This window comes from Bradyrhizobium sp. BRP19, assembly GCF_020194195.1.
In the GTDB taxonomy this organism is placed as follows: Bacteria; Pseudomonadota; Alphaproteobacteria; order Rhizobiales; family Xanthobacteraceae; genus Bradyrhizobium; species Bradyrhizobium yuanmingense.
This window is the reverse complement of sequence record NZ_JADYVZ010000003.1, coordinates 692916-715934: the sequence shown is the minus strand read 5'-3', so window position 1 is coordinate 715934 and position 23019 is coordinate 692916. Positions and strand designations below refer to the sequence as shown.

The 23019-nt window shown below is 63.6% G+C and carries 17 protein-coding genes; 13 read left to right on the top strand and 4 right to left on the bottom strand.

The genetic code is table 11. The features are described from left to right. The first annotated feature begins 34 nt into the window (after positions 1-34). The gene (locus I6F36_RS13650) at positions 35-1234 is read left to right on the top strand and encodes an ABC transporter substrate-binding protein (RefSeq protein WP_035997612.1); all 1200 of its coding nucleotides are present in this window, start codon (positions 35-37) and stop codon (positions 1232-1234) included. Positions 1235-1394: 160 nt separating this feature from the next. Here the strand turns inward: I6F36_RS13650 and I6F36_RS13645 are convergent, their stop codons facing one another. Then, on the bottom strand, positions 1395-2510 hold the full coding sequence (locus I6F36_RS13645; RefSeq protein WP_225171585.1) for a lysozyme inhibitor LprI family protein: 1116 nt from the start codon (positions 2508-2510) through the stop codon (positions 1395-1397). A gap of 178 nt (positions 2511-2688) precedes the next feature. Next, complete coding sequence (locus I6F36_RS13640) at positions 2689-3420, bottom strand: transglutaminase-like cysteine peptidase (protein WP_036021290.1); 732 nt, start codon at positions 3418-3420, stop codon at positions 2689-2691. Between the two features lie 727 nt (positions 3421-4147). Between I6F36_RS13640 and I6F36_RS13635 the strand changes: the two genes are divergently transcribed. From I6F36_RS13635 to I6F36_RS13625, 3 genes are all read left to right on the top strand, one after another. Then, the gene (locus I6F36_RS13635) at positions 4148-9448 is read left to right on the top strand and encodes a VCBS domain-containing protein (RefSeq protein WP_225171584.1); all 5301 of its coding nucleotides are present in this window, start codon (positions 4148-4150) and stop codon (positions 9446-9448) included. Positions 9449-9590: 142 nt separating this feature from the next. Continuing rightward, the gene (locus I6F36_RS13630) at positions 9591-11822 is read left to right on the top strand and encodes a CHASE2 domain-containing protein (protein WP_225171583.1); all 2232 of its coding nucleotides are present in this window, start codon (positions 9591-9593) and stop codon (positions 11820-11822) included. 136 nt (positions 11823-11958) lie between these two features. Next, complete coding sequence (locus I6F36_RS13625; protein WP_035997645.1) at positions 11959-12657, top strand: nitroreductase; 699 nt, start codon at positions 11959-11961, stop codon at positions 12655-12657. 87 nt (positions 12658-12744) lie between these two features. Here I6F36_RS13625 and I6F36_RS13620 read toward each other — a convergent pair whose 3' ends face one another. Beyond that, entirely contained in the window at positions 12745-13293 is a 549-nt protein-coding gene (locus tag I6F36_RS13620; protein WP_018316216.1) for a sigma-70 family RNA polymerase sigma factor, read from the bottom strand. Further along, the gene (locus I6F36_RS13615) at positions 13293-13526 is read right to left on the bottom strand and encodes a NepR family anti-sigma factor (RefSeq protein WP_025032292.1); all 234 of its coding nucleotides are present in this window, start codon (positions 13524-13526) and stop codon (positions 13293-13295) included. The genes I6F36_RS13620 and I6F36_RS13615 overlap by 1 nt, the downstream gene beginning before the upstream one ends. 231 nt (positions 13527-13757) lie before the next feature. On the opposite strand from I6F36_RS13615, the gene I6F36_RS13610 reads away from it, so the two are divergent. From I6F36_RS13610 to I6F36_RS13570, 9 genes are all read left to right on the top strand, one after another. Further along, the gene (locus tag I6F36_RS13610; RefSeq protein WP_035997648.1) at positions 13758-14564 is read left to right on the top strand and encodes a response regulator; all 807 of its coding nucleotides are present in this window, start codon (positions 13758-13760) and stop codon (positions 14562-14564) included. Positions 14565-14720: 156 nt separating this feature from the next. Then, entirely contained in the window at positions 14721-15335 is a 615-nt protein-coding gene (locus I6F36_RS13605; protein ID WP_057028231.1) for a nuclear transport factor 2 family protein, read from the top strand. Between the two features lie 248 nt (positions 15336-15583). After that, positions 15584-16006 carry a hypothetical protein gene (locus I6F36_RS13600; protein WP_036021311.1) on the top strand — a complete coding sequence of 141 codons (423 nt, stop codon included), beginning with the start codon at positions 15584-15586 and terminating at the stop codon, positions 16004-16006. 111 nt (positions 16007-16117) lie between these two features. Further along, a complete protein-coding gene (gene htpG, locus I6F36_RS13595; protein WP_225126507.1) occupies positions 16118-17995 on the top strand; it encodes a molecular chaperone HtpG in 1878 nt (625 codons plus the stop codon). Positions 17996-18163: 168 nt separating this feature from the next. Further along, positions 18164-18442, top strand: a complete 279-nt coding sequence (locus I6F36_RS13590) for a DUF3551 domain-containing protein (RefSeq protein WP_035997672.1) — start codon at positions 18164-18166, stop codon at positions 18440-18442. A gap of 211 nt (positions 18443-18653) precedes the next feature. Then, complete coding sequence (locus tag I6F36_RS13585) at positions 18654-20459, top strand: long-chain-acyl-CoA synthetase (RefSeq protein WP_036021317.1); 1806 nt, start codon at positions 18654-18656, stop codon at positions 20457-20459. Positions 20460-20602: 143 nt separating this feature from the next. After that, positions 20603-20848, top strand: coding sequence for an acyl carrier protein (locus I6F36_RS13580; RefSeq protein WP_015688794.1), 246 nt, complete (start codon positions 20603-20605; stop codon positions 20846-20848). Further along, positions 20835-22217 carry a class I adenylate-forming enzyme family protein gene (locus I6F36_RS13575; protein WP_225126506.1) on the top strand — a complete coding sequence of 461 codons (1383 nt, stop codon included), beginning with the start codon at positions 20835-20837 and terminating at the stop codon, positions 22215-22217. Before I6F36_RS13580 ends, I6F36_RS13575 begins: the two co-directional genes overlap by 14 nt. Continuing rightward, positions 22210-22932: an SDR family NAD(P)-dependent oxidoreductase gene (locus tag I6F36_RS13570; RefSeq protein WP_225171582.1), complete on the top strand. Its 723-nt coding sequence runs from the start codon at positions 22210-22212 to the stop codon at positions 22930-22932. Before I6F36_RS13575 ends, I6F36_RS13570 begins: the two co-directional genes overlap by 8 nt. Positions 22933-23019 lie beyond the last annotated feature (87 nt).

Here is a 23019-nt window from a genome sequence, read left to right as displayed (position 1 = left end):
CGTGCAATACGGGCCTTTAGGAGAGGAGACGTCAATGTCGAAATCGTTCAGCGCATTCGGCCTTGCTGTGGGTGCCGTGGTGCTCACCTGTCTGCCGGCCGCAGCGCAAACCAAGGTCACCAACGAGGGCATCTCGGCAACCGAGATCGTCATCGGCACTCACCAGGACCTGTCAGGCCCGATCAAGGGGTGGGGCGTTCCGGTCGCGAACGGCATGAAGATGGCGGCCGAGGAGATCAATGCGGCCGGCGGAATTCACGGCCGCAAGATCCGGCTGGTCGTCGAGGACAGCGGCTACGATCCGAAGAAGGCCGTGCTGGCGTCGCAAAAGCTGATCGAGCGCGACAAGATCTTCGCGATGGTGGGGCCGATGGGATCACCGACGGTGCTCGCCGCGCAAGACATCCTGTTCGATGCCGGTGTCCTGCAGCTGTTCCCGCTGACGGCGGCCGAATTCACCTTCAAGTTCGATCCGGCCAAGCCGCAGGAGCGTCTGAAGTTCAACAATTTGCTGCCCTATGTCGAGAGCACGCGGGCTGCGGTGAAATACATGATCGAGTGGAAGGGCTTCAAGAAGCCCTGCATCATGCATCAGGACGACGAGTACGGTAAGAACGTGCTCGATGGCTTCAATCAGCAGCTCACTGCCATGAAGGCGCAGCCGGCCTCGATCACGAGCTACAAGCGCGGCGCCTCCGATTTCAGCGCGCAGATCGCCAAGATGAAGTCAGATGGCTGCGACCTCGTCGTGCTCGGCACCGTGCTGCGCGAGACCATTGGGGCGATGACCGAAGCCAAGAAGCTCGGCTGGGACGTCACCTTCCTCGGGGCCACCCCCACGAACGTGATGGAGGTTCCTGCGCTGGGTAAGGACGCCGTCGAGGGTCTCTATGCTGCCAGCGGCTTCGAGATTCCTTATGAGGACACCGCCAAGGGCAAGGTGAAGGATTGGCTCGTCAACTACAAGAAGATGTTCAACGCCGACGCCAACACGCAAGCCATCATCGGCTACAATGCCATGATGACTTTTGCGTTCTATGCCAACAAGGCCGGCAAGGATCTCACCGGGCAGAAGATGCTCGATGCGCTCGAGTCGGGCGAGAAATTCCTCGACATCTTCAACTCGCCCCCCACCAAGTTCTCCAAGACCGACCACCTCGCCAACACCATCACCCAGGTGCAGCAGGTCAAGGGCGGCCGCTGGGTGCTGGTGAAGGACAATCTGATGTTCTGATGCTCTTCGCCTCTCCCCGCGCGCGGGGAGAGGCCGGAATTTGCGCAAGCAAATTCCGGGTGAGGGGGACTCTCCGCGAGTCCGTCTCTCACCGTCTTTGCCGAAGCAGCCCCTCACCCCGACCCTCTCCCCGTAAGAACGGGGAGAGGGAGAAGGGCCCCTACGATCCTCCGCCCGCGGTGCCCGAATTCACCGGGGCGAGCTCGTCTTCCCGGCAGCGCCAGCCGTCGGCGGCTTTGACGAAGGCGAAGGTTCGCTGGACCCTCAGCCGGCGCGTGACGTTGAAGACGTCTGCTGGGCGCGTCTTGTTGCCGGCTCCCTGCTGCGGCCGACCCGTCGTGGCGTCCCAGCAGGTGCCGGTGCAGATGGAGGCGATCCTGCTGCACACGGTGAAGGGAGCGAGCACGGCCATTTCGATTTCGCCCGTGACCTGTGCCTCCGGGTCGGTCACCTGGCTGTCGAGCGCATAGACGCGGTTGATGCGCAGGAAGTTGCCGCAGGAATTGGCCGCATGAATCCGCGCGGCGCAGAAATCGACGGCGTCGGCGTCGGGAATGCGGGCCGCGACCTGCCGGCCGAACACTTTTTTGGGATCGCCCTTCGCGGCGCGGATTTCATCTGTCTTGCGCTTCAAATGGTCGGCGAGACAGTCCTCCGCGGATTCCAGCTCCTGCAGCGGCACGTTCTCCTTGCCGACCAGATTGCATTTGCGGTCGCGCTCGCGCGTCCACCGTCCATATTCGGCGAAGGCAAAGCGTGCCGCAGTCGGGTCCAATTTGCCGATCAGGCCGAGCACCTGGCCGTTGAGCTCGGTGTCGGCAAGCGTCAGCGAGGGGTCTGCGCAGATAACCGCGCCCGCAGCAGTGTTGGCCGCAAGGCAGTCGAAATCCGGATCGCGAACGATCGCGGCGCGCTCCTCGGTGACCTTGAGCAGGCACGCCTTGACGGTCTCGAATTGGTCGGGGCGGATCGCGGTCTGGCCGACGATGCCGCAGCTGAGGTTGCGTTGGCGGACCCAGATCGCATTCTCCTCGATAGCGGGCAGGCGATCCGGCAGGCGGGCGAGCCGCTCCTCGATCGCGATGCTCAGCTTCTCGGCGGCGGCGGCAAGCGCGGCATCACCGCAGAACAATTGGTTGCCGGGATCGCGAATCGGCTGGCAGTTGTTCCTGGCAAACAGCGGCAGCCTGTCGGCGATCGCGCGGTCGGATTGCGCGGACGCGGGCACCGCCGGCAATCCCAGCAGCGCAAGCACAGACAGCACGATGAATCGCATTCCAAGTCGCCCCCGCACGGAAGGCGCCATGCTAGCGTCTGGTCTTGCGCGGTGAAATGGGTTTGTGGGGACGAGCAGTGGAAGGTCTGTAGCCCGGATGGAGCGCAAGCTTAATCCGGGGCCGGTGCGAGTGGTAAGAGTCTCGGATTTTGCTGCGCTCTATCCAGCTACGAACAAATCAACGTGCCTCGGCGGCCGCCATCGAGACCTGCACCGGCTCGTCGACATATTTCAGCACTGCCGACTGGTGGAGCACGAACAGTGGCTGATAGCTCCGCGTCGCGTCATCCTTGACCATCGCCATGCGGCGATTGTCCAGCATCAGCCATTGCCCGTCGAGCTTTGCCGCGGCAATTGCGTGCGCCTCGCCGGCCCTGACGTCTCGCACCACAACGATGCGGAGGTCCTCAGAGGCAATTCCCGCCAGCCGCAACGCGGCCAGCTTGGCGATGGCATAGTCCTCGCAATCGCCGGTCCCGCGCGCGAAGGTCGAAAGCGGCGAGCTCCAGACGTCGTCGGTGCCATCATTGGCGGCATGGATGGCGAGATTGATGGCGCGGTTGACCTCGCCGAGCCGCGCGCGACCGTCGCGGGCGCGGGCGTGGTCGACTATGGCGAGCAGCTCGAGCGCTGCCGGTGAAGCGCAATTGTCCCGGTCGCCGTCGCACAGCGCGAGCTGCACCATGTCGTCGTCGAGCTTGTCCTTCAGCACGGACCATCTCTGCTGCAGGCTACCGGACGAGATGGCGAAGGCGAACACGCCGAACGGTTCGGCGGATTTGCGCACGAGGACGCCGGCGCCGGGCGACAGCAGCGTGCCGGCGCGAAGCTCGGCGGCCGATCCGAGCAGGATCAAGCCGCACATGACAAGGATTGCGCGCCAGGCGCGCGAGCGAGCAGCGGTCTCCATCTGACATCCCTTCCCAGGCTTCACGAGATCCCCCTCGATCTCGACGTGCCGGGCTTTGTTGCTTTCGCGGAGATAGTGCGAGACGGGCCGTTTTGTTCTGCTTAACGCGCCCGGCAGGGGTTCCAAAACCGGGTGACAGGCTGAAATGGGCCTACCGAAATTGCGTAAAATTTTACGATTCGCCGGCTAGGAGGTGTCGCGTTGCCGCGAAATGGAGCCAATTGCAGACACAGGTTGTGGCAGTGCCGAATCCGGATCCTATGGCTAACAACCCCCATTTCATGGGGTTCTGTTAGATAGGTCACAGATTTAACTCCGTATTTGCCGCAGGATGCTGCGGGAGCTCGCGAAGGAAAGATGATGAAAGTATCTGCTTCGTAACTATACAGCAGGTTACTTTGGATGACTGGAAATGCGTGGAAACAGGCTGAATTCGACATACGAATATTTGAGGAATTACTTTCACTCCTCTGTCGCGGCGGCACGCCGTGGGGCCTCCCGGGGCCAAGTGATGCGAAATCACACAAGCAATAGATGGTATCGCTAAGGACTTGCTAATGCTATGCAAGCTTAGGCGGTCGATACTTACTTAAATTTTAACCCTTTATACGGTGCCCGGTTGAATTACGCTGGCCAATTTGACGGCGCGATTTCTTTGGACGGCCAGGGTTCCCGCTCGCCCGTCGGGGCAAATATCGATTCTTTTACCGCAAAGGCGAACGGTCACGTGCCCGACGGCGCGTTCGTCGTTCCCGACCCCAATCTGATCTTCAACGGCGAGTTCAAGCGTGCCGGGCTCGACCTTGTGCTGTCCCACGACGGTCATGAGTTCGTCGTTCACGATTATTTCAGGGGCGACAAGCGCGCCGCGCTCGCTTCGCCCGACGGCGCCCACCTCAGCGGCGACGTCGTCAACGCCCTCACCGGCCATGTCCAGGTTGCCCAGGCCGCGCCCGGTGCCGGTGCGGGCCAGGTCATCGGTCACGTCACCAAGCTCGTGGGAAGCGCGACCGCGATCCGCAACGGCGTCTCGGTCATCCTGAACAATGGCGACAACGTCGAGAAGGGCGACGTGGTCTCGACCGGGGCCGACTCGACGCTCGGCATCACCTTCATTGACGGCACCGTGTTCGGCCTGTCCTCCAACGCGCGGATGGTGCTGAACGAGATGGTCTACGACCCCAACGGGTCGAACAATTCCTCGCTGCTCAGCCTCGTCGCGGGCACCATCACCTTCGTCGCCGGCGAAACCGCCAAGCGCGGCGACATGAAGGTCGACACGCCGGTCGCCACCATGGGCATCCGCGGCACGGCGGTGCTGACCCAGATCAACTTCGTCGTTCCCGCCGGCGGCGGCGATCCGCAGCCGCAGGCGAGCTTCCAGGTGCTGGTCGAGCCGAACGGCACGACCGGCTCCTACATCCTGTTCGACAAGGTCACGCTGCTGCCGATCGCGACGGTCAACCAGGCCGGCCAGATGATCCAGATCAGCGGCGGCAACGTCTCGATCACCAATGCACTGATGTCGCCGGAGGTGCAGAAGCTGATCACGGACGTGTTCACGCTGAAGTTCACCGACAACAACACCAACACCAAGCTGACCACGAACTACACCGATACGATCACGCCGTTCGGCTATGAGGTGTTGCTCAAATCGTCGTCCGGCCCTAGCGCCACCGCAACATTCGTCAATCTCAATCCGCAGGGATCGGAGACGCCCACCACCTCCACGCCGCTCATCGTACGCATTCCCGGCCAGCCGATCGCGCAGAGCTTCGACGCGAGCGGCAACGTGAAGACGGCGTTCGCGTTGACGGAGCGTGCGGACACGACCGGCGACACGCGCGCCGACACGATTTCCGGCGTGATCAGGTTCGTCGATCAGAACCTCGGCGACCGGCCGACGGTGAGCATCAGCCTCGCCGAGGCGCCGAACTACGTCTACAAAACTGCGGGCCAGAACGACGTCACCGGCTCCCTCTCGGAGCTCCAGAAGCAGGGCATCGCGGCGACGCAGATCCAGATCAGCGTCGTCCCCGACCCCGCCAACAACAACAACGGCTCGGCGGTCTGGACCTACACGATCCCCGACCACGTTTTCGACTTCCTCGCGGCCGGCGAAACCCTGACGCTGACCTACATGGTCCGCGTCGACACCAATTTCACGGTGAACCCCGAGTCCAGGTTCATCCCGATCACCATCACGATCACGGGAACGAACGACAAGCCTACCGTTGCGACGTCAGGCGGCACCGTCGTCGAACAGGTCGGGACCGGCAACGAGGCGCTGGACATCATCACGGGCACGGTCACCTTCACCGACGTCGATCTGACGGACCGGCCGATCGTGAGCGCGGCGCTCTCGTCCGTCGAGCCGTTCAAATATCTCGATGCCGAAGGCAACGATATCACTGCGTCCCTGACGCCGGAGCAACTCGCGGCGATCGCTGCCGTCAAAGTGCCGCTGACCGTGGTTCAGGGTGCCGGAAACAGCAACAACGGCACGGCCACCTGGACCTACAGCGTTCCCGACCATCTCTTCGACTTCCTGGCCGAGGACGAGAAGCTGATCCTCAACTACGTGGTGCAGGTCGATGACGGGCACGGCGGCGTCGTCAGCACGCCGATCACCGTGTCCATCGACGGTGCGGACGTCAATGTCGAGGGCACCAACGACGTGCCGACGATCGTCGAGGACTCGACGACGCCCACCGGAGAAGTGACAGAGGATACGGCGGCAACCCTGACGGCGAACGGCACCGTCGCCTTCAACGACCCCGATCTCACGGATACGCACACTGCCAGTTACGTCCTGAAGTCGACGACGTCGAACGCGCATCTGCCCGGCTTCGGCAGCGGCACCTCGCATATCGGGACCTTCGCGCTGACCGCGGTGAGCGAGAGTCCGGGTGTCAGCACGCGCGGATCAGTGGGTTGGACCTTCACGCTCAACGACAACGATCCGGTGCTGCAGTCGCTGGCCGAAGGCCAGACCATCACCCAAGTCTACACCGTGACCGTCGACGACCATCACGGTGGCACCGTCACCCGGGACGTCACGGTCACCATCACCGGCACCAATGACACGCCGACCATCACGAGTGATGCAGACGCTGCAAAGGGCAGCGTCACCGAGGATGCCTGCGCGACGCTGTCGATCGAGGGCACGCTCGCGATTCAGGATCTCGATCTGATCGACACCCACACCGCGCAGGCCGCATTCAAGTCGGCGACGTCGAACGCGCATCTGCCGGGCTTCGATGGTAATGCGCCGCTCGGCACCTTCACGATCGATTGCGAGGTCGCGGAGTTCAACACCGATACCGACAACAGCGCGACGCTGGGCTGGCACTTCAGCCTCGACAACGACAATGCGGTGCTGCAATCGCTGGCGCATGGCCAGACCATCACCCAGATCTACACCGTCACCTTTACTGACGATCACGGTGCGCAGGTCTCCCAGGACGTCACTGTCACGATCAACGGCGCCAACGACGCGCCGACGATCACGAGCGATCCCGAGGCGGCAACGGGTGCGGTTACCGAGGATGACGGCGCCTCGCTGACGACCAGCGGTACGCTGGCGATCCAGGACGTTGACCTGATCGACACCCATACGGCGCAGGTGCAGTTCAAGTCATCGTCCGTCAGTTCGGCTCTGCCGGGATTCGAGGACGACAGCACGAATATCGGCACCTTCTCCATCGGCGCGGTGTCCGAATCCAACGCCGACACCAGCACCGGCGCGACGCTCGACTGGCACTTCACGCTCGACAACAACGATCCCGTGCTGCAGTCGCTGGCGGAAGGGCAGACCATAACTCAGGTCTACACCGTCACCTTCAAGGACAATCACAACGCGACTGTCACGCAAGACGTCACTGTCACCATCACCGGCACCAACGATGCGCCGACCGTCTCCTATGTGACGTCGGACTACATGAACTTCGACGGTGCGACCATCGCGGTCGGCGACGTACCGACGGTCGCCACCGACGACGTGACGCTGGACGGCTGGGTGAACTGGAACGGAGACGCTGCCTCCGCCAGCCAGGTCTTGTTCTACAATGGCAATACCTCGACCACCGGTTTCGGCCTCATGGGCACTGTCATCAGCGGCAAGCTGGAGATCGCGATTCTCGAGGGCGGCGTCGAGATCCAGGATACCGGCTTCGCGCTTACTGCGGGGCAATGGCATAACCTCGCCTTGACGCGTGACGACGGCATCTTCACGCTTTATGTCGATGGCAACGCCGTCTATTCCCACAGTGGCGGCGTCAACGCGATCGCTGGCGCTCAGGAGCCGTCCTACATGATGATCGGAGCGGCGAGCGGCAGGTACGCTCCGGGCTTCGGTACGCAAGGCTTCACCGGCTCGATTGCCGATGTCAGCGTCTGGACCACCGCACTCACGCAGGCGCAAATCCAGTCGTACGACTTCACCGCGCTCACCGGCAACGAGGCCAATCTGGCCGCCTATTATACGCTTGGCGACGGCAGCGGGAGCACGGCCTCCAACACGGTCAACCCAACCAAGAGCCTCGCCATTGAAGGTGATGCGGATTGGGCCAGCGGGACCTCCGGGCCGGGCGGCGCATTTGCCGATCTGACGGAGACCAATGGCGGCCAGCTCTCGCATGGCGTGCTGGCGGTCTCCGACGTCGACGCGACCGATCACGTCACGGTATCGGTCGATGCGGTGCAGGTTAAGCTCGACAACGTGTTGCAAACGGGCAGCGTCGGCGGGCTGTCGCATGCCGATCTCCTGAACTATCTGACCGTGCCGTCCGGCGACATTCTCAACGGCACGGCGACCCACGCCCAGTTTACCTGGCAATTCAACTCGGCCGGCCAGGCCTTCGACTTCCTCGCCGCCGGTCAGACGCTATCGCTGCAATACACCATCGTTCCGTCGGATGCTCAGGGCTTTGGAACTAGCGCGGTCGTGACCATCAACATCACCGGCACGAACGACGCACCGACGCTGTCCGATCTCCACATCGGCCCGCTCACGGACACCGCTGACGACGACACCTTCTCCAACCTCACCGGGCAACTGGCCGGAACCGACGCCGATAGCGGTGAGACGGCGACGCTGACCTATGCCGTCCTCAATTCAGATCACCAGGCGGCCACGACGGTCGCGGGACTCTACGGCTCGCTGACGGTCAATTCCAACGGCAGCTACAGCTACGTTCCGAATGATGCTGCGATCAATGCGTTGGCGGACGGATCGTATGTCGATACGTTCACGGTCCAGACCACGGATATCCATGGTGCGACCGACACGGCAACGCTCAAGGTGAACGTGACCGGTGCGGACGACGGTGCGGGCCCGGTCATCAACACCGAGAGCTTCCAGGTCGAGCACATCACCGAGAACAGCAACGAGATCATTACCGACCTCGTCGTCATGGACGCCGATCCCGGCGCTGCGACGGACACTTTCACGGTCACGCTGTCGACCGCGAATCCGGACGTCAGCCTCGCAAGTGTTTATCCGACGACCGGCACGCTCGAGCAGATCAACACCGCCCTCGCGCAAGGCGCGGGCATCGTCTACGAGCCGACCGGCGCTGATCCCGAGGCGGGACTGCCAGCCACCGATCAGATCACGCTGACCGTTGCCGATTCGGCGGGCCGCTCGGACACCGTGAACTTCATCTTCGTCGAAGGAGCCGAGAGCCAGGGCATGACCCTGCAAGGTACCGCCGGTAAGGACGTCATTTTCGCGACCGAGTCGAGTGATACGCTGATCGGCGGCAGTGCCAAGGATCAGTTCGTATTCGCACCGGCCTCGTCGCAGGATTCGGTTCAGCACACCGTGAATGATTTCGAGTACGGCCTCGACAAGCTCGACCTGCGGCAGTTCAGCGGCATCAGCTCCTTGAACGACCTTGCCCCGACCGCCGCGCAGGATGGCGGCACGTTGCTTACGCTGGATAGCCACGAGACGATCCTGCTCAAGGGTGTCGCCGTCGCGAATCTCCAGTCCAGCGATTTCATCTTCGGCACTCACGTCGGCTAGTGGAAGCAGGCGGCGCTTCCGGTTTGCACCTCGACCGCGGCAAAAAATCCATAATCCTCAGCACTCGGGGAATAGCCAATCGCACGCCGACGCTTCATGATCGGTGCGCCCGGCATGATCTGGGTCAGGAAGTCTGACTGGCATGAAGCGTTTCAAAATCCTGCGGCGGTGGTTTGCGCAGAAGTTCGGCCTTGCGCGACTGATCTGCCTTGCGCTGCTGGTCTTGTTCGCGGGCGCGCGCCTGTGGGATCCGCCGCCGATCCAGGAATTGCGGCTGCGTACCTTCGACATGTTTCAATTGATCGATCCGCGCGAGAAGGCGGCGCGGCCGGTCGTCATCGTCGATATCGACGACAAGAGCCTCACCAGACTCGGACAGTGGCCGTGGCCGCGCACGCGCATCGCCGACATGGTCCAGAACCTCACCAAGAACGGCGCGGTGGCGATCGGCTTCGACATGGTCTTCTCCGAAGCCGACCGGCTCAACCCGGAGCAGGTCGCGAGCCAGATGCGCTATCTCGACGACGCGACCCGCGCCAAGCTGCGTGAGCTGCCGAGCAACGATCAGATCCTCGCCGACGCGATCAAGCGCTCGCACGTCGTGCTGGGCGAGACCGGGCTTCCGGAGGTCTTGTCCGAGCTCGACAAGTCGCTGCCGTTCACGGGGGTTGCAACGGTGGGGGAGGACGGGGCCGAGCGTTTCCTGTTCGAATTCCCCGGCTTGCTCCGCAACGTGCCGGTCATCGAGAGGGCCGCGGCCGGCCGCGGCCTGTTCTCGATCCGGACCGAGCGTGACGGATTGATCCGCCGCGTGCCGATGATCATGCGCGCCCAGGGCAACATCATGCCCTCACTCAGCCTCGAGATCCTGCGCGTCGTCACGGGCACGCCGACCCTGCTGGTCCGTACCGATAAGACGGGCATCAAGTCGATCCGCCTCAAGGGTTTGGAGGTTCCGACCGACAAGAACGGTCAGCTCTGGGTGCACTATGCCCGCCGGGATCCTTCGATCTACGTCTCCGCGGTCGACGTGCTCGACAATGCGGTGCCGCCCACGAGGTTTGACGGCAAGCTGGTGCTGGTCGGCACTTCCGCGGGCGGCTTGAACGACATCAAGACCACGCCGGTGTCCCGGGCCATGCCGGGTGTCGAGATCCATGCCCAGGTGCTGGAGGGCGTGCTGAGCCGCGCGGTGATCTCGCAGCCGAACTATGCCCTGGGCGTCGAGCTGATCGCGGCGCTGATCATCGGCCTGCTCGTCATCATCTTCACGCCGAATCTCGGCCCCGTCCGCCTCGTGCTGGTGGGCGCGGCCTTCGCGGCCATCCTGATCGGCGTGTCCTGGTTCTCCTACACGCAGCACCGCTATCTCATCGACTTCACCTATCCGCTGCTGTCGACGACCGCAGTCTACCTGACGCTGATCTTTGCGAGCTTCGTGCGCGAGCAGCGTCAGCGCGTGCAGATCCGCGGGCAATTCGCGCAATACATGTCGCCTGTGCTGGTCGAGCAGCTGGCGCAGTCGCCGGAAAAGCTCGTGCTCGGCGGCGAGGAACGCGAGATGACGATCATGTTCTCCGACGTGCGCGGCTTCACCACGATCTCCGAGAGCTACAAGCACGATCCGCAGGGGCTGATCGAGCTGATGAACCGCTTCCTGACGCCGCTGACCGACGTCATCATCGACCGCAAGGGCTATATCGACAAGTACATGGGCGACGCCATCATGGCGTTCTGGAACGCGCCGCTCGACGACGCCGAGCACGAGATCAACGCCTGCGAAGCCGCGATCCAGATGCTCGAGCAGATCGACGAGGTCAACAAGGAGCGCGAGCAGGAGGCCGCCGACGGCGGCCACGTCTATATCCCGCTCAATGTCGGCATCGGTCTCAACACCGGCATCGGCGTGGTCGGCAACATGGGGTCCGACCTGAAGAAGAACTATTCGGTGCTCGGCGACAGCGTGAACCTGGCCTCGCGCCTCGAGGGCCAGTCGAAGGCATACGGATTTCCGATCATCGTGGGCTCGCGCACGGCACTCGCTGCCAAGGAGAAATTCGCGATCCTCGAGCTCGACTTCATCATGGTCAAGGGCAAGACCGAGCCGGAAGTGATCTACGCCATCGCCGGCCGCGAGGACGTGATGCATTCGGCCGCGTTCCAGCGCCTGCGCAACATCACCATCGAGATGCTCGGCTGCTACCGCAGCCGCGACTGGCAGGGCGCCCTGGATGCCATCGAGCGCGGCCGCAAGAGCGAGGACGCCGACACGCTGGAGAAGCTGTTCAGGCTTTACGAGGCGCGGATCAAGGATTTCCAGATCGATCCGCCGCCGGAGGGCTGGACCGGCGCCTATGCCCTGCTGACCAAGTAGTCGTCACGGTCACCGCTCGTGCAGGGTGGGCAAAACATTGCATGCCTACCATATGCAGGTGCATCGAGGTAAGTATGGTGGTGGGACGGCGCTTGGCGCCTCTGCCCAACCAAAAGAAAAAAGGGCGAGCTGAGTGATGGACGCACAAGTGAGACAGAACGACCGCATCGGGGTGCTCGAAGAGCTCCTCAACGAGCGCTACTCCGTTCGCGCATTTCTCCCCAAGGAGGTCGATCGCGCCACCATCGAGCATGTGCTGGCGACCGCGCAGCGCACGGCGTCCTGGTGCAACAGCCAGCCCTGGCAGGTCATCATCGCCAGCGGCGAGGCCAAGGAGCGCTTTCGCAAGGCGATCTACGCGGAGGCCTCGAAGGGCCTCGGCGATGACTACGACTTCACGCCACCGCGCGAATATGTCGGGGTCTATCTCGATCGCCGCCGCGAGAGCGGCTTCCAGCTCTACAACACGCTCGGCATCGCCCGCGGCGACAAGGCGGCCTATGCCAAGCAGGCGCTGGAGAACTACAATTTCTTCGGCGCACCGCATGTCGCCATCATCCACACCAACGAGCCGCTCGGCATCTACGGTGCGATCGATTGCGGCGCCTATGTCTCCAACTTCGTGCTGGCGGCGCAGGCGCTCGGGCTCGGCACCATTCCGCAGGCCGCGCTGGCGCGGCATTCCGGCCTGATCCGCCGCCACTTCGATCTGCCCGATGACCGCCGTGTCGTCTGCGGCATCTCGTTCGGCTATGCGGACCATGCGCACAAGGTCAACAGCTACCGCACCTCGCGGGCGAGCGTGGCCGAGACCGCAACATTCGTGGATGTGTGATCGCGACGTAAGCCGGACGCATCGCGCGCGAAGACAGCCGTGGAAGCGGCCGTCTTCGTCTCGTTCCGGTGCGATTGACGGCGGCGGTCAGCCGCCGCTGCCGCCGATCACGGCCCGCACGGTCTCGTCAGGCCCAAAATCCTCGGCGCCGTCGACATAGAGCAGCGCGGCGAGCTTCGAGCGGGCGCGGTTCACGCGGCTCTTGATGGTGCCGACTGCGCAGCCGCAGATCGAGGCCGCGTCCTCATAGGAGAAGCCGGACGCGCCGACCAGGATCAAGGCTTCACGCTGATCCTGCGGAAGCTTGTCGAGCGCGGTGCGAAACTCCTCGAATTCGAGGTGCGCATTCTGCGAGGGCTGGGTCTTCAGCGTCTTGGCGTAATTGCCCTCGGCATCTTCGACCTCGCGCCGCCGCTTGCGATAGTCCGACCGGAACAAATTGCGCAGGATCGTGAATAGCCAAGCCGGCAGGTTGGAGCCGGGCTGGAACGAGTCGATGTTGGCGAGCGCACGCAGCAGCGTCTCCTGGACCAAATCGTCGGCGCGGTCCGCATTGCCGCTGAGCGAGATGGCGAAGGCGCGCAGACTAGGCACGGCCGCCAAGATGTCGTTACGCAGGGAGTCCGTGAGAGGCATTAATCCCTCCCATTGTTGTTGTCGTTGGATCCGCCCTCATTTTCTACGTGGGGTGACGCTCCCGGCGCATCAAGCTTCTTGATCAGTTCTGCGAACCGATCCGGAACCCCCTGTCGCACGACATCGTCGTACATGGCGCGCAACTGGTGCCCGATCCGGGATTGAATCTCCGGAGTCAGGCCTCCCTTGCCGGGGGTCGTGCTTCTGCTGGCTTGAGACTTGAGATCTTTCATGACCTGTTCCACGTTTCCCCGAGTTAAGTGACTGTAAAATCGAGAAGTTTTCTCAACCGGGAGCCGTTCCCTGGATAGGCACAATTCCAGCTGCGCCAAAAAGTTCCCAGCTCGGCGGAACTTTTGTTGTCGTGAGGCGTAGACAGCCCAGCAGGGGAACCTGGGCCCCCCGCGTGATGCCTGACCTCAGGATTGGACCTCAAGGTTGGCCCAAAGACGAATGGAGTGGGGATGTCCCGTTCACAGGTAGTTGCTGAACACTTGCCGTTGTTGCGCAGGTACGCGCGGGCTCTGACAGGCAGCCAGGCCTCCGGTGACGCCTATGTCGCCGCCATGTTGGAAGCCATGCTGGGCGATCCGTCGGTGCTCGACGAGAACCATGGGCCCCGGGCCGGCCTGTTCCGGCTCTTCACCCAGATCTGGAATTCAGTCTCGATCAACGACGATGCCGAGGTGACGACCTTGCCGATGCCGCCGGAACGGCGGCTGTCGAACATCACCCCGCTGCCGCGCCAAGCCTTCCTGCTGCTCTCGCTCGAGGGCTTTTCGGAAGAGGAAGTCGCCTTCATTCTCGGCACCGATGTTGCCGAGACGCGCCGTCTTGCGGACGCAGCCGGACGCGAGATGGCCGCCGAGATCGCCACCGACGTGCTGATCATCGAGGACGAGACCTTCATCGCCATGGACCTCGAGAGCCTGGTGAAGAATCTCGGCCACAACGTCGTCGGCGTCGCGCGCACCCATGCCGATGCGGTGGCGCTGGCCAAGAACAAGCGGCCCGGCCTGATCCTTGCCGATATCCAGCTTGCCGACGGCTCGTCCGGCCTGGACGCCGTTAACGAGCTCCTGCGCACCTTCGAGGTGCCGGTGGTGTTCATCACGGCCTATCCGGAGCGCTTCCTCACCGGCGAGCGTCCCGAGCCGGCGTTCCTGATCTCAAAGCCGTTCCAGCCCGCGATGGTATCGGCGGTGGCGAGCCAGGCCCTGTTCTTCCAGCGCAACTCGCGCAATCGCACGCCCAAAGCGCCTGCGGCTTAACAAGGCGCCTGCGGCCGTCCCAATAGCGAAGTCCGGCGTGCCCAAGGCACGCCGGATTTTTTTCATGCCGCCGGCCCGCTTGACGGGCGCTGAATTTCGCCGCCCATAGCTCATGTAGCAGCTGCGCGTGCGACCACGCCAATCGGAGACGTGCCCATGGACCAGCAACTCCTCGATCGTCTCGCCATCCGCGATCTCGTCGAGAACTGGGCGGTGTGGCGCGATGCCGGCGACTGGGAGCGCTTTGCCACGGTTTGGCACGAAGAAGGCTGGATGTCCGCGACCTGGTTTCAGGGGCCGGCCCGGGATTTCATGCGGGTCAGCCAGGAGGGTTTTGCCAGGGGCGTGCGCATCCTGCATTTCCTCGGCGGCACCAGCATCGATCTTGCGGGTGCGCGAGCGATCGCGCAGACCAAGATGACCATCTCGCAGCGCGGCCTCGTGCACGACGTGCTCTGCGACGTCGTCTGCACCGGACGCTTCTACGATTTCCTGGAGAAGCGGGACGACCCATCAGGTATCGGCAAATGGGGCATCGTCCGCCGCCAGCCCATCTACGAGAAGGACCGCATCGACCCGGTCGATCCCGCCGCGACGCTTCGGCTCGACCAGGATGCGCTGGCTGCACTCCCCGAGGGCTACCGCCACCTCGCCTACATGCAGGAGCTGATCGGCTACAAGGTGAAGCGCGACATGCCGGGCCTGATCGGCCCCGAGGTCGAGAAGCTCTATGGCGAGGGCCGGGAGTGGCTGGCAGGAAAGGCGAAGTAGGCCCCAGATAAAAGTAAGGCGCGACTGGCATCACCACAGTCGCGCCCTACGTCGCCGGCTTATGGGGCAGGGGGGAATAGCCGGCTGCTGAGACGACTCCTGTGCGCGAAAGTCGTTCCAAGGCGCGCGAAATATTTTGCCGTCTGCTGCATTTTTCGCACACGGTTAAGTGATCGTAGCTGTCGAGAACCCCCGATCCTGCGGCGGCGTTGTTCCCGTGCCCGCCATGGGGCGAGGGATCGGCAGCCATGTCACAGATTCAAAAGGTTTTTTTGAGCGCAATTGCGGTCGTCGCCACCCTCGGTGCCGTGCAACTGGCCTCCGGGCATGATCTCGCAGACCGCTGGCAGGCGGTCGCCGACCTCCCCAGCCACGGTTCCACCGTCGCGGTGGGTCACAACGTCAACCGCACCGCCAAGGCAGACCGGCTTGCAGAGATCAAACCCGCAGCCGTTCCCACCCGTACCGTCTCGATGCGGCTGAACGACCTCGCCGATACGTCGGTGCTGCTGCGGGTCCCCGCCGTGATCGAGACCGGCAATGCCAAGACGCCGGTGCTGCTCCAGAACCAGAAGAAGCCTCGCAACAAGCCGACGATCGCCTGTGAGCCGATGGTCAGCTCCCTGACCGAGGTCGCAAGGCTGCTCCAGCCCGGCCGCTGCGTGACCTGACCCCCTCTCCGCGAGGGGTGGTTTGGCGGACCCAGACTTCACATCCTCTTGATCCGCCATTGCCTCGCGCTATATCCGGGTTCCCTCCCTTTTGTTTGACCGGGTAAGCGCATGACGACGTCAGATACGGCTGTGCATACGCAGCCTTTCCAGGCCGAAGTTTCCGAACTGCTGCACCTGATGGTGCACTCCGTCTATTCGGAAACCGACATCTTCCTCCGCGAGCTCATTTCCAACGCCTCCGATGCCTGCGACAAGCTGCGCTACGAGGCCATCGCCAGTCCCGCCCTTCTGGGCGAAGGCGACGCACTCAAGATCCGCATCATCCCGAACAAGACGGCCAAGACGCTCACGATCGCCGACAACGGCATCGGCATGGAGCGGCAGGAGCTGATCGACCATCTCGGCACCATCGCCCGCTCCGGCACCAAGGCGTTCGTATCCAAATTGAAAGAGGCCAAGGATGGGCTCGGCCTGATCGGCCAGTTCGGCGTCGGTTTCTATTCCGCCTTCATGGTCGCAGAGAAGATCGTCGTGATCAGCCGCCGCGCCGGCGAGAGCGATGTGTGGACCTGGACGTCCTCCGGCGGCTCCGGCTTCGAGATCGCCCGTGCCAGCGACGAGGAAGCGGCGCGCCTGACGCGCGGCACCGAGATCGTCCTGCACCTGAAGGACGATTCCAAGAAATATCTCGAGACCTACGAGATCGAGCGTATCGTCACCGCCTATTCCGACAACATCCTGTTTCCGATTGAGCTCGTGCCCGAAGACGGCGAGCCGCGACAGATCAATTCGGCGAGCGCGTTGTGGCAGCGCTCCAAATCCGAGCTCACGGCTGACGATTACAAGAAGGCCTATCAGCAGATCGCCTCTGCCTTCGACGATCCCGCGATGACGCTGCACTACCGCGCGGAAGGACGTTACTCCTACGCCGTGCTGCTGTTCGCGCCCTCGACCAAGCCGTTCGACCTGTTCGAGCCGAACCGCAAGGGCCGCGTGAAGCTCTACGTCCGGCGCGTCTTCATCACCGACGATGCCGACCTCTTGCCGGGGTACCTGCGCTTCATCCGCGGCGTGGTCGACAGCGAGGATCTTCCGCTCAACATTTCGCGCGAGATGCTCCAGAACAATCCGCAGCTGGCGCAGATCCGCAAGGCGGTGGCGACGCGTGTGGTGTCCGAGCTCGAAAGCCTTGCCGACAAGGACCCCGAGAATTTTGCCAAGATCTGGGACGCCTTCGGCCCGGTGCTGAAGGAAGGCATCTACGAGGATTTCGAGCGGCGCGAAAAGCTGCTCGCACTGTCGCGCTTCACCACCACGTCGGGCGAGAAGCGGTCGCTGAAGCAGGTCATCGCCGATTTCAAACCGAACCAGACCGAGATCTATTATCTCGTCGGCGACAGCATTGAGCGGCTGAAGTCCAATCCGCGGCTGGAAGCTGCGACCGCGCGCGGCATCGAGGTGCTGCTGCTGTCGGATCCCGTCGACGCGTTCTGGACCTCGATGCCCTCGGATTTCGAAGGCAAGCCGCTGAAGTCGCTGAGCCAGGGCGATCTCAATCTCGATTTGATTCCGCGTATCGACGATAAGGACGAGGCGAAGAAGGACGAGCCGGCTGCGGACGAAGCAGCCACCATCGCGGTGATCAAGGCCGCGCTGGGCGAGCGCGTCAGCGACGTCAAGGTCTCGACGCGCCTGACCAGCTCGGCCTCCTGCCTCGTCGCCGACAGCCAGGGTCCGAGCCGCGAGCTCGAGCGCATCTTGTCGCAGCAGAACCGCGGCATGAAGACCAAGCCGATCCTCGAGATCAATTTGCGCCATCCGCTGGTCACCGCGGTCACCAAGGCGCAGGCTGGCTCGACAGTCGTCGACGATATCAGCCTGCTTCTGCTCGAGCAGGCGCAGATCCTGGACGGCGAATTGCCGGAAGACCCGGCGGCGTTCGCGGCACGGCTGAACCGGCTGGTGTTGCAGGGGCTCGGCGGCTAGCGCTGCCTCGCAGCATCATTCGGACCGCCAGGTTGTCAGATCGCTGATCGCGCAACGCCTCTGGCGCTGCGCGTCTCACTCACCTTGACGTCATCAGGTCTCAGGAACAGTCGCGGACGGCGAGATGTTGTGTCATATGAAGCGACGTCACCAGTTCGAGGATTTCCCATGCGCTTGTCATTCCTCACTCTTACCGCGGTCTTCACGCTGCTGGGCGCAGCGGATGCCAGCGCGCAGCGATACGATCCGGCCTATCCCGTCTGCATGCACCGCTACGTCGGTGGCGGCCCTGGTGGCGGAGGCAGTGACTATTTCGACTGCTCGTTCACCTCGTTGGAGCAGTGCCGCGCCACGGCGTCGGGCCTTGCCGCGACCTGCGACCTCAATCCCTATTACGCCTTCAACGAATCGCCGCCGCCGCGCCGGCGTCCCAAGAAGGTGCACTGAGGCGAACGGGACCAAGGCCGGGAATTCTGTATTCATCGCTCTTTCGACCTGGTCACACCCGTCGGCGCGCTGCCGGCGGGTGCGACCTTGGCTGCGCGCTGCCGACAGTTAATCGCGCCCTAACCGGGTTTTACCTTGTCTCTTAACGCCTGGGTCAGGGCGCGCGGGCTAAACTGCCGGAAACCGCAGACCGCCCGAAAGAGTAAACAATATGACCACCGGCGTCATCGAGAAGCCGAAAGCCGCGCGCGCACCGTCGGCTTCCAAGATCTGGTTGAGGGCGATCGAGCTCACCGCGCGGATCGAAACGCTGCCGGGCCGCCTGTTCGCCGACGTCGTCGACGATTGGGCGCAGCGCCAGCCTAACCGCGTTGCTCTGGTGGCGGACGAGGCAAGCCTCGATTACGAAGGCCTCTCGAAGAGGATCAATCGCTACGCCCGCTGGGCGCGCTCGCTCGGCCTGTCCAAGGGCGATACCGTTGCGCTGATCATGCCGAACGGCATCGATTATATCGCGGCCTGGCTCGGCATCAGCCGCGTCGGCGGCGTGGTCGCACTGATCAACACCAAGCTCGTCGGGCAATCGCTCGCGCACTGCCTTGATGTCGCGAAGCCGATGCATGTCATCGTTGCGCATGAGCTAGCGGGGATGCTGGACAGCGCGGCACCTCATCTGAAGACGGCGGCAAAAGTCTGGACGCATGGCGATAGCCGCAGCGAACGTGCGATCGACGTCGCGCTTGCCGTTCTCGACGACGGCCCGCTATCGCCGGAGGAGCATGGCGAGGTCACCATCGACGACCGTGCGCTGCTGATCTACACCTCCGGCACCACCGGCCTGCCGAAAGCGGCCAGCATCAGCCACCGCCGCATCCTGAATTGGGGGTTTTGGTTCGCTGGCCTCACCGGCGCGACGCCGCAGGATCGGCTCTACGATTGTCTGCCGCTGTTCCATTCGGTCGGCGGCATCGTCGCGCCGTGCAGCATTCTGGCCGCCGGCGGTTCGGTAGTGATCGCCGAGAAATTCTCGGCCTCGCATTTCTGGTCCGACATCGTCCGGCACGACTGCACGCTGTTTCAATATATCGGCGAGCTCTGCCGTTACCTGCTCAAGGCCGCGCCCTCGGAATACGAGAATCGGCATCGCCTGCGGCTCGCCTGCGGCAACGGGCTGCGCGGCGATATCTGGGAGGATTTCCAGGCGCGCTTCGCCATTCCGCGCATCCTCGAATTCTACGCCGCGACCGAAGGCAATTTCTCGCTGTTCAACGTCGAGGGCCAGCCGGGTGCGATCGGCCGCGTCCCGGCGCTGCTCGCGCACCGCTTTCCTGCCAGGCTCGTCAAGCTTGACCCCGATAGCGGCGCGCCGCTGCGCAATGAAGAGGGCTTCTGCATCGCCTGCAGCCGCGGCGAGGCCGGCGAAGCGATCGGCCGCATCGGCACCGCGGACGAGGGCGGTGGGCGCTTCGAGGGCTACACCGATGCCGGTGAGACCGAGAAAAAAGTCTTGCGTGACGTCTTCGTCAAGGGCGATGCCTGGTTCCGCACCGGCGATCTGATGCGGATGGACGACAAGGGATTTTTCCATTTCGTCGACCGTATCGGCGACACGTTCCGCTGGAAGGGCGAGAATGTCGCGACCTCCGAGGTGAACGATGCCGTGCGCGATTTCATTGGCGTCGTCGATGCCGCCACCTATGGCGTCAGCATTCCCGGCGCCGACGGCCGGGCCGGGATGAGCGCGATCGTCGTGAACGAGGGCTTTGACATCAGCGCGCTGCCCGCCCATCTCGCGCAACGCCTGCCGGTCTACGCCCGCCCGCTCTTCATCCGTATCTCGCGCGAGCTCGACGCCACCGAGACCTTCAAGCAGAAGAAGGGCGAGCTCGCCCGCGAGGGATTTGACCCGGCCGCGGTCGCCGATCCGCTGTTCATGCTCGACCCGATATCCGGCGTCTACGTCGCGCTGGACGCGGAGACATATGCGGCCATCTCGGGCGGTACGATCAGGCTGTAGGGCAACCAAAATCGAGAGATAGGTCCAATTTTATCTGAATTGTCCAAGAAGCCATTTACTTCTGTCGGGTAAACAGACCGCGATGGGGAGGCGGTCAGCAAGAGCCGCCGCAACAACGAGATCGATAACAAAGCGAGCCAGCCATGTCGGTAAGGTCAAAGGTCATTGAAGCGATTCAGCAGATCGCCAAGGAGCAGCACGTCACGCTTCCCGCCCTCTCGGACGATCTGTCCCTGCATGAGACGGGCTTCGACTCGCTCGCCTTCGCCATCCTGGTCGCCCGCCTCGAGGACGAGACCGGCGTCGATCCCTTCACCATTTCCGAGGACGCAGCGTTCCCCGCCACGGTGGGCGATTTCGTGCGGGCCTACGAAAATGTCCCCGCGTGAGATCTTTGCACTTCGCGACCATCTTGGCGCGGAGCTGAAAGGCCGCACCATCTCCGATGCGCATGATGTCGTATCGCTGACGGGCATCCTGTCGCACACTGTTCTGGGCGGGCGGCTGCACGAGCTCTCTGGCCGTGCCGTGCTGCTCAAGCTGTCGGACCAGCTCCGGTCCGGCCTTGCCATGATCGAGCTCGACGGCATCGCCCGCCGCATGCTGTTGTGTCCGCCGGACCTCAACCCGGCGCATCTCGACGCCTTGATCGCGGATGCCGGGATCGATGCCGTCGTCACCGACGAGCCCGAACTCTGGGCGGCGTCCGGCGTGCCGCTGGTCGTCACCGCGCAATTGCCCCCGCAAGCCGCCGCGCCGGCCAAGACCGCGCGCGGCACCGAATGGCTGATGCTCACCTCGGGCACCTCGGGGGTGCCAAAGATCGCCGGCCATACGCTGGAAGCGCTGACCGGCGCGATCGTCGCCGAAGGCCCATCGCGCCGACCTGCACCGGTCTGGGCAACGTTCTACGACATCCGCCGCTATGGCGGCCTGCAAATCTTTCTCCGTGCCATCCTCTCCGGCGGCTCGTTGGTGCTGTCCGATCCCCGTGAGGCGCTCGCCGATCACGTCGCGCGGCTGAAGGCGCGCGGTGTCTCGCATATCTCCGGCACGCCTTCGCATTGGCGCAAGCTTCTGATGAGCGGCTCGGCCGCCCAGTTCGCCCCGGCTTACGTCCGTCTCTCCGGCGAGATCGCCGACCAAGCCGTGCTCGACGGCCTGAAGGCGGCATTCCCCCATGCGTCCGTCGGCCATGCCTATGCCTCGACCGAGGCCGGCGTCGGGTTCGCCGTCAATGACGGCCTGGAAGGCTTTCCGGCCGACTATCTCGGCAACCGCAACGGCGTCGAGATGAAAGTCGTCGACGGCTCGCTGCGCATCCGCTCGACGCGCACGGCTCATGCCTATATCGGCCGCAACGCCTCCGCGCTCACCGACGACGACGGCTTTGTCGACAGCGGCGACATCGTCGAGCTGCGCGGCAACCGCTGTTATTTCGTCGGCCGGCGCGGCGGCATCATCAATATCGGCGGGCTGAAGGTCCACCCCGAGGAGATCGAGGCGGTGATCAACCGCCATCCGGATGTGCGGATGTCGCGCGCGAAGTCGCGCAAGAGCCCGATCACCGGCGGCATCGTCGTCGCGGACGTGATCCTCACCGAGGGCACCGATCCGGCGCGCGCTAAAGAGATCCGCGACCAAATCCTGGATCTGTGCCGCGCCCAGCTCGCATCCCACAAGGTGCCGGCGGTCCTCCGCTTCGTCGAGGCGCTCGACGTCACCCCGGCCGGAAAACTGGCGCGCACCGATGCATAATGTTCTCGTCACCGGCGGCAGCCGCGGCATCGGGCTTGCGATCGGCAAGCGCCTTGTCGCGGCCGGCTTCAACGTCATCGCGGCGGCGCGGCGCGAAAGCGAAGAGCTCAAGGCGGCCATCGCAGCTGCCGACGGGCGCCTGCATTTCCGTGCCTGCGATCTTGCCGTGATCGATGCAATCCCGGCCTTCGCAAAGCTCGTGCGCGGCGAATTCGGCCCGATCTACGGCCTCGTCAACAATGCCGGTCTCGGCACCGAAGGCCTGCTGGCCACCATGCACAATTCCGAGATCGAGGCGCTGGTGCAGCTCAACGTGCTGTCGCCGATCATCCTCACCAAATATGTGGCGCGCCAGATGATGGCCGACGGCACTGGGCGCATCATCAACATCTCCTCGATCATCGCGACGACAGGCTATAACGGCCTCTCCGTCTACGGCGCGACCAAGGCCGCCGCGACCGGCTTCACCCGCTCGCTGGCCCGTGAGGTCGGCAAGCTCGGCATCACCGTGAACGCGATCGCGCCGGGCTTCATCGACACCGAGCTCACCCACAATCTGTCTGAGGAAGGCCGCAAGCGCATTGCGGGCCGCAGCGCGCTGCGCCGGCTGCCGGAGACGGATGACGTCGCGCGCATGGTGGAATACCTTTTGGGCGAAGGCGGCCGCAACGTCACCGGCACCGTGTTCACCATCGATGCCGGGAACACGGCGTAGACGGAACCCGGCTGCCACAATTGCGTTGATCGTGCGCAATGACAGCCAGCCGGATTTGGTCGTAAGATGCCCCGCAATCGATTGGTT